The following is an 11483-nucleotide window of genomic DNA, read 5'->3' on the forward strand; positions in this document are numbered from 1 at the left end:
GCTTCAACCTGAGGAACTGACCGGGTCAGCCAAGTCTCAATCTATTGTTATAGGTACCTCTGGACTTAAGGAAAATGTTCACTTGTGCGCTGCAAGGAAGGCGCCATTTATAAGTTGTTTCAAATGTTTTTATACCTCGCATTACCCAAAATAAAGTTTTAAACCAGAGTCTTAAGGTCTTAGCTTCCTAGCATAGGGTGCACCGGCCAAGACTTTTAGGAGCTCCTCACTCATTGGTTTAGCTTTCATCACTAGTCTTAGTAGGCACTACGCTATAATGCATACATGCTGAGGAGCCATTTTGTGCTTTACTTAAGGTCTATTAAGCTAACTGTGAAAGCTTATTTCAAGAGCCTGGAATAAAAATAGAGCTTCAAGTATGAATACTTGAAGCTCTATTTTTGTTATTTTGAACTGCAATCAATAAAATAAATACAACTCAATCCAAATTTTACTTTTAGATATTTTCTAAATTTTTTCTATTCAATGTCACTTTCTGTTGATTTAAGTTGAATTTTCTGATAAAATAATATTACCTAAAGGTTTTATTTTCTTAGGAAAGTCGCCTTACAAACTCACTGTAAGCAATTTTCCTAAGTTTTTTTATGTCTAAAATTCATTTTCTTCACTCTTTTGCCCTCTTACTATGTTTTGTTTTTCTTCAGGTTATCCTTTTCAATTGCTCTTATTCTTTCTACAGATCATTCAATATACTTTCATTACAATTCTAATCTCATATAAATAACTTCCTGAAACCCTATCTTACGAGAATTAAAGCCCTTAGGATTTCTGCCATATTCAGTAAATCCTGCTCTTTCATACATTGATATGGCTTTTACATTTTCAGCAACTACATTAAGTTCAAGTTGCATATATCCAGCATCCCTTGCACATTCAATACATGCATCCATTAACGCCCGTCCAATCCCGATTCCCCAAAACTCTTTGGTAACACTAATACCAAATTCAGCACGATGTTGCACCTTATATTTAGCGCCTACTGATTCAATTCCAGCAGTCCCGACAACGACATTGCCAATCAGGGCAATTATCTCAATCTCATTTTCACTCTCAGCTTTTTCTTTCAAAAATTGGCTTTCCTGTGTCACATCAAAACTATTTTCATCTGGATATGAAAGTAAATAATCGGTTTGCATATGCGTCAAATTAAAATGCTCCAATACAGCCTGTCCATCACTTTCAATTCCATTTCTCAAACAGCATTCCTTGCCGTTCTTTAATATTATTGTTTTATTATATTTCATAACAAAATACCTCCTTGAAAATTCCAATTTTAAACTTTTTGCTTGAAGCCATATCTCTTCACTTAGCAACTTCAAATTTGCAATTCTATAAAATATCTATCTTGAGGGCGTTCTTTGGTGTAACATTTTATATAATCATTTATGACATATGTTAATGTTGCTTCATCTATAATTTCGTTCATCTGGTACATCTCAGATCTTATGATCCCCCAGAATCCCTCAGTTGGACCATTATCTATACAGTGACCCACTCTTGACATCAATTGTTCCATTTCATGAGTTTTAAGCTTTTGTTGAAATACTTTTCTTGTGTATTGAAAGCCTCTGTCACTATGAAAGATTGGCTTAGCATCCGGATTAGACTCTATTGCTTTATCAAATCTTTTAAACACTAGTTTGTTATCATTCCTGCAACTGATTACATACAAACCGGATATCTGTCATGTAAATCAATGATTGCACTTAAATATAGTTTCTTCTTTTCACCAGGGATTTTGAATTCAGTAACATCTTAAAATCAGATGTGTATCTAGTATTCCCAATTTCTCTAGCAAAGGCTAATATTCCATGTTCCATATATCGCTGTGCTCATCGTCGAACCGTTTTAGATGTGACATCAATAGAAGATGCCAATCCATCTAAATACTCTTTAGCAACCACGGCTCTCCATTCAGGCATATGTGGCGATTTGGCCATAAAAACCCCCTTAAGTAGACTTTGGTTATTTACCTTGTCTACTTAAGGGGAATCATATCATTAGCTGAGCCCATATACTTTAGCATATGCAAGATATAGTCCTGCAACGTTATAAAATCAATGTCAACACATAAGGTGTTATTGGGTGTAGCTTTAAAGAAATAACCTATATTTTCTTCATAGAACTTTATAGTCTTAGACAATAAGCCTTTAACTGTAGTATACGTAATAAACTCTTTAAACGCTTTTTTCATAGTCATTGATTTACTGTTATCCAACGTAATTCTTCTTACTATATCGTACGCCTCTTTCTTATCCTTTTTCGTGCTGATAACCATTCAAAACCATGACTATCAGCTCTTAATGGGCCATCTGGAAGAATTAAAGTGATATAATGACTTAAAAAACTCCTCCACTCTCCATATCTACCTTGTTAACAAAATCCATATGATATAATTTTTCCCAATGGTTTACGTTTAATGTTCCCTTTACCAGGCGGATTGCTAAAATACAACAATTCTCATCATTCTCATTGTTTGCCATATCATACCATGCAGCGAAAGCTGTGCGAAGTTTACTTCTAATCTCAGCATTTTTTGGGTCAAGTACCCAACCGAGGTTTTTAGCTACTCCAGTAGCAGTAAACATTTCTAAACAACCAGCAATTGATACATGAGGATTTTGTTCAATTTGTAGCATTTTGTTTGATTTTGCATATGTAACAACATAAAACGTACAATCTTCGTAATACGCATCCACAGTACGGACAACTGGTATAGGCTTTTCGTCAGTTCCTAACTCTCGTGCCACGGTTGCAAGAGAAATATTATTGTCTTTGCCATTTCCAAATATTTCTTCAATTAGCTGTAAACCTTCTTCATACTTATTCATTTTTAGTCTCCTTCCTAATTACATAAATAATCTTCACCAAATAAATATCTATTTCTATAGCTAAATACTTATAATAGTATACCATATGGATCTATATTAAATAAATAGACACGCTTTGCTATTGTAAATTATACATCCGCTACATCTTTATCTACCATGTTCCAAATATCTATTTTTCCTCATTTACTATTTCAAAGTGCTCATCTCTACTTACTTCTCGTATATTCATAGTGTTGATATCTTCTTTTCTATAATCTTCAATCAAGCATTCTCTAGCTTCTTCTTCACTTGTAGCAACTATAAAAACTTATTCCCATTGTTATATTGATCTGCTTACTATAATAACCTATACTGCTTACTGAATGGGGGCTATCCCTGTCTCTGTGACTTTATACGTTCAAGAATATCATTCACTTCTTACCTATTTGAGTTTCAAATCTCTATTCGCTTGTTCCATAATAAACTTTTAGAACACAAAAAGGCTTTCCATCGGTTATCAATGGAAAGCCTTTTTTTTAATTAATGAGCCATCTGGGACTCGAACCCAGGACCCTCAGATTAAGAGTCTGATGCTCTACCAACTAAGCTAATGACCCATAGCAAGCTTCGGAAAATGTTTCCTGTTCTTGACTACATATGCTATTATAGTGATTTTGTTGCTACTTGTCAACCGATTTTTTCTACAAATTTATTTTTATTTACATAAATATAAATTTGTATTACTTAATCGTAGGATAGCCTTCGGCTCTTCCTACGATTTTTAAGTAATATATCTTATTTTCTATATTTTTTAAGCTTACTATTAAGCACTTCTACCTCTTTATTTAGTACACTAATTTCTGATTTAACACGTTCCATTAATGCTTCCTGCTCTTCTGTACTGCTAACACCTTCTTCTGTATAAGAAGCCGTACTTTGAGTAACACCTGCTACTTGCTCAATGACAGCATTAACTTTTGTCTTATCTTCATTCACCTTAGTAATAGCTTCATTAGTAATGGCAATTTTATCTACTACAACTTCTATACTTGTAGCCATTTTAGCAAATACTTGCTCTGCTGCACGTACAGCTTCTGTTTCATCTTCAGATACCATATTCATTTTATTCATAGCTGTTACAGCTTTCTCTGATTCTGCTTGTATATTGGCTACTAAATTTTTAATTTGTTCAGTAGAATTATGACTTTGATCTGCCAGTCCTCTAATTTCTTCTGCTACAACCCCAAACCCTCTACCTGCATCACCTGCGCGGGCAGCTTCTATGGCTGCGTTTAAAGCAAGCAAATTAGTTTGCGAAGCAATGTTCTCAATGGCATCTACAAATAATGTAATATCTTTCATTTTAGCTGTTAAAAAGGCTACTGTCTTAACAATTTCTTCTGTAGCTTGCACTGCACTGGCAGCACGTTCTTGTAATAAGCGAATAGAGTTTTTTCCCTCTTCATTTAATCCCTGAATCTTATCAGCTTCTACCATAATACCTTTGCAGTTTTCATATGCCACTGTAATCTCTTCTGATAAGGTCTCCATAAGTGCTTCCCCTGTTTGACTTTGAGCAGCTTGTTCATTAGCACCTTGGGCAATCTCTTGCATCATACTACTCATTTGAGTAATAGATTTCATTGCTTCATCTGTACTTTCAGCAACTTGATTAGTTGTAGTTGTGATTGTATCTACAATTTTAAAAGAGTCATCTACTAAATGACTGAATTCAGAAAAAATGACATTTACAGAACTAATAAGTTTCCCAAAAAATTTATTGTCTCGATATTTATCTAGGTTTAAAAGTAAATGTAGATTACCTTCTTTTATTCTTTCAATATCACCATTATATTGCTTAATAAATTTTCTGATAGGTAATAATAATAGTAGGATAACACCTGTACTAATTGCCCCTAAAATAACTGCTAAAAGTACTGCTTTTCCTATATCTCCAATAATCATGTATGAAATCCCTATAAATATAAGTACACTAATTAATAATGCACCTACTATAAAAGTCTTAAAATACTCTAGTGCTTTTCCCATAATGCCTGTTTTATTGTCCATATTGGTCATCCTTCCTCATCCTTTTCTTTGCTTATTCACGTAATATTTATTATACTATAATTAATTTTTTAATTCAATTTTATATTTATATAACACTTGACTTTTCTTATAATCTCACTCTTCTCTTTATTCTTTTAGGTAAAACGTAAATCGAAATCATTCTTATCTTATTATAAAAAAGACTCTAGAATGAGTTAATTTTCTCACCTAGAGTCTTTTATTTAATTTATGCTTTTTTAATTTGTTTAGCTTGTTTCACTTTGTTACCCTTTCTATGTGTAAACTCGTACCAAATTGGACTTGCTACAAAAATAGAAGAGTATGTTCCCGCTAAAATACCAATAATGAGTGGGAAAGCAAAATCTTTTACAGAATCTGTTCCTAATGCAAATAAGAGAATAACCATAACGACAGTTGTAAGTGAAGTTGCAATAGAACGACCTATTGTTTGATTAATACTACTATCCACCAATTCTTCGTTTGCCGCTGCATGGTCTTTTAAGCCCACTTTTTCTTTGTTTTCTCTTATACGGTCAAAAATAACAATCGTATCATTAATAGAATAACCTACAATAGTAAGCATTGCCGCAATAAAAGAGTTATTAAGTGGAATACGGAAAATAGCATATACACTTAACATCACAAGAACATCATGAGCTAATGCAATAACTGCACTTGTTCCAAAACGATAATCTTTAAAACGAAAACTAACATAGACTAAAATAAGTGCAATACCTACTACTACTGCTTTAATGGCCCCTACTTTAATATCTTTACTGATTGTTGGTGAAAAGTCTTCATCTCTTAAAGCAATATCATCTTTTAAATCATACTTTTCTTTAATGGCCTCGAAAAGCTCTTTTCTAGTTGAGGCATCTTCACGTGTCATAGTGATTAAAACACCTGTATCTCCTGCGGAAGTAATACGTGCACCTGTATTACCTGTTACTTCTTCTGTGATAGCTAGTAATTCACTTCTTAATTCATTATTAAAAGGACGTTCCATGTTCACTTGAATAAGAGAACCACCTGTAAATTCGATATCTTGATTAAAAGCACCTTGCCCTCTAACTGCATTCATTACCATGAAAACTAATCCAATAAGGATAACTATAATAGATATGGCATAATATTTTTTTCTATTCTGGATAACTTTCATCATTTAGGCCTCCTTTCCAAGCTTTTTGATATTGGTATAAAAGGATGGCTTTCTTAAGTCCATACCTACAAAAGCTTTAAGAAGACTACGTGTAATAACAAGGGCTGTAAACATAGAAATAACAATACCAATCATTAAAGTTGTTGCAAAGCTCTTAATAAGGCCTGTTCCAAAGAAGTATAATACAACCGCTGCAATCATTGTTGTTACATTTCCATCTAAAATCGCACTAAAAGCCTTACTAAAACCAGCATCTACTGCAGCTCTTACACCTCTGCCTAATGCGAGTTCTTCCTTAATACGTGCGAAAATAATAACGTTAGCATCTACTGCCATACCAATGGATAATAAAATACCTGCAATACCTGGGAGTGTCAAAGTTGCATTCAATGCCGTTAACGTTAATACCATTAAACCGACATAAAGGACTAACGCAATATCTGCTGCCACACCACACATCCTATACATTGCAACCATAAAGATTAAAATAATAACAAAACCAATGGCACCGGCTAATAAACTAGAGTTAAGTGCATCAATACCTAATTTAGCCCCTACACCTGTTGCACTAATAGCTTCAAGTGTAAATGGTAATGCCCCTGCATTAATCCCATTAGCTAAATCCTGAGCTTCTTCAATAGTAAAGTTACCAGAAATAATGCCGCTTCCATCTGTAATATGGGCACTAATTTGAGGCATTGAAAGCACGGTTTCATCTAACATAATCAAAATAGTACTTCCAATATTATTAGCAGTAAAGTCAGAGAAAAGCTTTGTTCCTTCACTGTCCATTTCAATTCCTACGAAGTATTCGCCTGTTTGTGAATTTTGCCCAGCTCTTGCACTTTTGACATTTTTACCAGTTACAATCTCATTTCCTGACATGTCAATAAAACGAAGCATACCTGCTGCTCCAATTTCATCTACAGCTTTTTGTGGATCTTCTACACCTGGAATATCTACTCTTAAACGTTTTGTTCCTTCAATAGCAACTTCTGCTTCCGTATAACCTTTAGCATCCAAACGTTTTTGAATAAGAGCCTGTGCTGCTTCCATAGCAGATCTTAATTCTTCAGCTGACATATCACCTTCAAGTTCTGGTTCATAAACAATATTAACGCCACCTTGAAGGTCTAATCCTAGTTTAATTCTGTTACTTTCAAAGAATCCTGATTTTTTCGTTGACGCTGAAGTGTCACCCTTTTCCCCTGCTACTTCTGCATTAGTAGCTTGATCAGTGTCATCAATACTTTCTCCTTGATCCTTTGTTTCGTCTGTTTCTGTATTATTTTCTTGTGCTGCTTCATCTTTTGTTTCATTGTCAGTTGATGGTGTTGGACTTTCTGCACCTTCCTCCGACGTTTCTTCATTACTAGCTCCAGCAACTTGTTCTACTTTAGTAGATTGACCTTGTCCTACAGCAGTGCAAGCTATGTAAGCAAGTCCGCTAACACCTACAATGATTACAATCATAATCACAAGTGTCAAGATACTGTTAAGCTTTTTGTTCTTGGCTTTCATTCCTTTTCCTCCTTTTCCCTAGGCGACACTACTACGATTATATAATTTGTATAAAATATAGTCAAATAAAATACGACATTTGTTGCTATTCCCAAGCCTTTACCCAAAAAATAAGGCTCATGTTTGAGACATGAGCCTTATAAGCTTAAAATAATATTGTGCAATTTTAATTTTTTTATACTACTTTTTCTTAAGATAATTCAGCCTTAATCCCAATAGCACATTCTAGACGTTTCTTTTGAAGAGCACAACCAATTTCATATACATGGTGAATATCGCCATGGAAATTATACGAATTTGCTGCACAACCACCACTACAGAAGAATTTAGCCCAACAAGACTTGCACTCATCTTTGCTATACACATTACACTTTTCAAACTTACCGCGCATTTCTAGATTAGTAACACCTTCATCTACTGTACCCATTTTAAACTCTTCCATTCCAACAAATTGATGACATGGGTAAAGGTCACCTTCTGGTGTTACAGCTAAATATTCCGTACCTGAACCACAACCAGCTAAACGTTTATGAATACATGGCCCACCTTCAAGATCCACCATAAAGTGGAAGAAATTAAAGCTATCTCCTTGTCTTGTTTGCTTTACAATATATTTAGCTAATTTTTCGTATTCTGCACATAAAGCTGGGATATCCCCTTCTTTAAGTGCATAATCCATTTCATTCGGTGCAACAACTGGTTCTACTGATACTTCTTTAAAGCCTTGCTCTGTCATATGCTTAACATCTTCTGAGAAATCTAAGTTGTGGTGTGTAAAGGTCCCACGAAGGTAATATTTTTGATTACCTCTTTTTTCAACCAATTTCTTGAATTTTGGTAAAATCACATCATAGCTCCCCTTGCCATTAGCTGTTGGACGCATATGGTCATTTACTTCAGGACGACCATCTAAGCTTAATACCACATTATGCATATTTTCATTTAAATAATCAATAATCTCATCATTTAAAAGGACACCATTAGTGGTCATTGTAAATCTAAAGTTTTTACCTGTCTCTTTTTCACGTTCCCTGGCATAAGCAACTGTTTCTTTCACCATTTCCCAGTTCATTAGTGGTTCACCACCAAAGAAGTCAATTTCAATATTTTTACGGTGCTTAGAATTCTCAATAATAAAGTCAACTGCTTTTTTACCAACTTCAATACTCATAAGACTTCTATGACCGTGATATTCTCCTTCACCTGCAAAGCAATATTTACATTTCAAGTTACAGTCATGAGCCACATGAAGGCAAAGCGCTTTAACAACAGGTTCTCTATTTAAAAAGGCTGGGACTAATGTCTCATATTGGTCAGCTGTATAAAGCATACCTTCCTCTTTTAAGCTCATAAGTTCTTCATAAGCTTCATTGATTGCTTCTATTTCAAATTCTTCCTTATATTTTTCTATTAAAGCTTCTTTTGATAATTTTTCCGCTTCTTCCACTAAGGTATATGCTACTTCATCTACTAAATGAATACTACCACTATGAATATCCATTACAATGTTGGAATTTTCAAATCTAAACTTATGGATCATTGGTTATCCTCTCTTCTTCTATTCTCAATAATGTATAATGATGAACAAGAAACCGTAGCTCTTCCACGTTCCTTATTGATGCAAAATAAAAGCAGCGACACAGGGTCACTGCTGCATTACGAAATTATTTTTCGCAAGCTTGGTTTCCTACAGTACAAGATGTTTTACAAGCTGATTGGCAAGATGTTTGACATTCACCACAACCACCTTTTTTAGCACTGTTTGGTAAGTTTTTTGTGTTTAAAGTTTTGATATGTTTCATGATGCATCCTCCTTCTCATAACAAATCTTTTTTATTATAGCATAGTCTAGCTTTATTGCAAACTCCATTCTTTAACATCTAAAACTTTGTATAACTTGTTATAATTTTAGTTTCCTATTTGTTTTTTATCATCTATGTATCTTTACTTATGACAGTTAACAGAAATCATTCCTGCTATTGTGCTACTCATAATCACTAAAAGCGCAAGCATAAAAATAACACTAGGTGCTAAATGATTAAGTTTTTCAATAATGGTACCTAATACTAAAAAGATAATAAAGTAAAGTGAGCCACCAATTGCACCCCATTTATAGCCATTTTTGTTGTCAACTTTAGCTGTATCAAAGCCTGCAAGAAAAGCTGAAGCAATTACACCAAGGGTTACAATCCATACTTCAAACTTTGGTGAGGCATTGGTGTATGTAAGGATAATGGATGAGAACAAAATAAAAATGGCAGTTACCACATAAGCCATAATATTGGCTTTAACCATAGTGAGTACAGCTTGTGGCATATCCACTTCTACTTTTGCTTTATGTTTAGTCATCATGTTTCCTCCTTTTTACTTAAATCTATTAATATTTTACGTACATCTAGCCATAAGTATGATAAAATATTCATATAAAGGAGGTAAATCTATGAAATTAATTGATTTACACGTTCACTCAACTGCCTCTGATGGTACACTTTCACCACAAGAAATAGCTCTATATGCCAAAGCTAAAGGGCTAAGTGCTATTGCTTTAACAGATCATGATACCGTAGCCGGCGTTAATGAATGCATGAAAAAAGGTTTAGAAATAGGTGTTATTGTCATTCCAGGCATTGAATGTTCAGCTGATTATTATGGCAAAGAACTTCATATATTAGGTTATTATATTGATCCTGACTCCTCCGTTCTTCAAAATAAACTTAAAGAACTTATCGATGGCAGAAGCAAACGTAATCTTAAAATGTTAGATAAGTTAACCGAATTAGGCTGTCCTCTGACACTAGAAGATTTAGAGGTTGATTGTGTTCCTGATACTGTCTTCACTAGAGCTCATATTGCTAATGCCTTACTTCGCAAAGGGTATATTACAGAACGTAAAGAAGCATTTTCAAAGTATATTGGAAGTAACTGTCCTGCTTATATACCTCGTGAAAAATTCACCGTTAAAGCGTGCATTGATATGATCCATGAAGCAGGTGGTCTAGCTGTACTTGCTCATCCTATGCTATATGGATACAGTAGAGCAGATGTCACAAATCTCCTCCGTGGCTTAGCCTTAGAAGGGCTTGACGGTGTGGAATGTGTTTACTCTACACATTCTAGTGATGATGTAGCTCACTTACTTCAAGTTTGCTTGCAGCTTAAACTTTTCCCAACAGGTGGTAGTGATTTTCATGGAGATAACAAGCCTCAAATTGATTTAGGTTCTGGTTATGGCCATTTAAAAGTACCTTTTGATATTTTAGAAGCCATGCGTAAATGCTTAGGGATGTCTTATTAATGCAAAAAGGTGATATCAATACTTTTGATATCACCTTTTTGCATTATCTTTTTTCTTTTTTATCTTTAAGATAAGGTGCTAAACGTTCTGAATTTCTATAGACTTTGTAAAGCGCCTCAAAAACAAGTGGATGATATTTACCATTATCATTAATCCAAGCCCTTGCTTCGTCTTCTTTACATACTTCTATAAAAATTTCTCTATTTCCTTTAGCTCTTACTTCTTCTGCTATGCTTTTTAATGCCACATAGTCTTTAAATAAATCTATCTTTTCTTCAATCTTTAAGCGGTGAATAAGACGGTCTAAGCAATTGTCTCCTAATGTGTCTAATAGCATCTGAAAAGCCGCCACATCATTGTACTGACTAACAAAAGTATCTCTTAATCCTTCTGCTATACGCCTATCTGTCTCTTTACCTTTTATGATTACGCTCACTGCTGGTCCCCGCTTTCGTTTATATTTTACTTTACCATTTTACATGATTTAACTATTTTTTTAAATACATCCAGGCTTTTTCTGATTTGTATTTTATTTTAAAATAATCAAAACAAATAAACAATTTTATCCTTATTGATTATTTACAGCAATAAACACTATACATTTTTA

The 11483-nt window shown here is 34.1% G+C and carries 12 protein-coding genes and 1 tRNA gene; 1 reads left to right on the top strand and 12 read right to left on the bottom strand.

Annotated elements, in window-relative coordinates:
* Positions 1–719 precede the first annotated feature (719 nt).
* From CLOLE_RS12840 to CLOLE_RS12890, 11 genes are all read right to left on the bottom strand, one after another.
* Positions 720–1265, bottom strand: a complete 546-nt coding sequence (locus CLOLE_RS12840) for a GNAT family N-acetyltransferase (protein WP_013657554.1) — start codon at positions 1263–1265, stop codon at positions 720–722.
* Between the two features lie 71 nt (positions 1266–1336).
* A complete protein-coding gene (locus CLOLE_RS12845) occupies positions 1337–1693 on the bottom strand; it encodes a DDE-type integrase/transposase/recombinase (RefSeq protein ID WP_330369263.1) in 357 nt (118 codons plus the stop codon).
* A 306-nt stretch (positions 1694–1999) separates the two neighbouring features.
* Positions 2000–2215: a hypothetical protein gene (locus CLOLE_RS12850; protein ID WP_162145081.1), complete on the bottom strand. Its 216-nt coding sequence runs from the start codon at positions 2213–2215 to the stop codon at positions 2000–2002.
* Between the two features lie 145 nt (positions 2216–2360).
* Positions 2361–2852: a pyridoxamine 5'-phosphate oxidase family protein gene (locus CLOLE_RS12855; protein ID WP_013657555.1), complete on the bottom strand. Its 492-nt coding sequence runs from the start codon at positions 2850–2852 to the stop codon at positions 2361–2363.
* 523 nt (positions 2853–3375) lie between these two features.
* A tRNA-Lys gene (locus tag CLOLE_RS12860) sits at positions 3376–3448 on the bottom strand.
* A gap of 178 nt (positions 3449–3626) precedes the next feature.
* Positions 3627–4901 (bottom strand): methyl-accepting chemotaxis protein, encoded by a 1275-nt coding sequence (locus CLOLE_RS12865; RefSeq protein WP_157864065.1) that lies wholly within the window; start codon positions 4899–4901, stop codon positions 3627–3629.
* A gap of 226 nt (positions 4902–5127) precedes the next feature.
* Positions 5128–6063, bottom strand: coding sequence for a protein translocase subunit SecF (secF, locus tag CLOLE_RS12870; protein WP_041713001.1), 936 nt, complete (start codon positions 6061–6063; stop codon positions 5128–5130).
* Complete coding sequence (gene secD / locus CLOLE_RS12875) at positions 6064–7581, bottom strand: protein translocase subunit SecD (RefSeq protein ID WP_013657558.1); 1518 nt, start codon at positions 7579–7581, stop codon at positions 6064–6066. It lies immediately after the preceding gene.
* Between the two features lie 190 nt (positions 7582–7771).
* A complete protein-coding gene (scfB, locus tag CLOLE_RS12880; RefSeq protein WP_013657559.1) occupies positions 7772–9121 on the bottom strand; it encodes a thioether cross-link-forming SCIFF peptide maturase in 1350 nt (449 codons plus the stop codon).
* A 124-nt stretch (positions 9122–9245) separates the two neighbouring features.
* On the bottom strand, positions 9246–9383 hold the full coding sequence (gene scfA / locus CLOLE_RS12885; protein ID WP_013657560.1) for a six-cysteine ranthipeptide SCIFF: 138 nt from the start codon (positions 9381–9383) through the stop codon (positions 9246–9248).
* A 142-nt stretch (positions 9384–9525) separates the two neighbouring features.
* Positions 9526–9930: a TIGR04086 family membrane protein gene (locus CLOLE_RS12890; protein ID WP_013657561.1), complete on the bottom strand. Its 405-nt coding sequence runs from the start codon at positions 9928–9930 to the stop codon at positions 9526–9528.
* A 91-nt stretch (positions 9931–10021) separates the two neighbouring features.
* On the opposite strand from CLOLE_RS12890, the gene CLOLE_RS12895 reads away from it, so the two are divergent.
* Entirely contained in the window at positions 10022–10876 is an 855-nt protein-coding gene (locus tag CLOLE_RS12895; protein WP_013657562.1) for a PHP domain-containing protein, read from the top strand.
* Positions 10877–10919: 43 nt separating this feature from the next.
* On the opposite strand, the gene CLOLE_RS12900 is transcribed toward CLOLE_RS12895, so the two are convergent.
* On the bottom strand, positions 10920–11312 hold the full coding sequence (locus CLOLE_RS12900) for a hypothetical protein (RefSeq protein WP_013657563.1): 393 nt from the start codon (positions 11310–11312) through the stop codon (positions 10920–10922).
* Positions 11313–11483: the final 171 nt, after the last annotated feature.

Source organism: Cellulosilyticum lentocellum DSM 5427 (genome assembly GCF_000178835.2).
GTDB classification, from domain to species: Bacteria; Bacillota; Clostridia; order Lachnospirales; family Cellulosilyticaceae; genus Cellulosilyticum; species Cellulosilyticum lentocellum.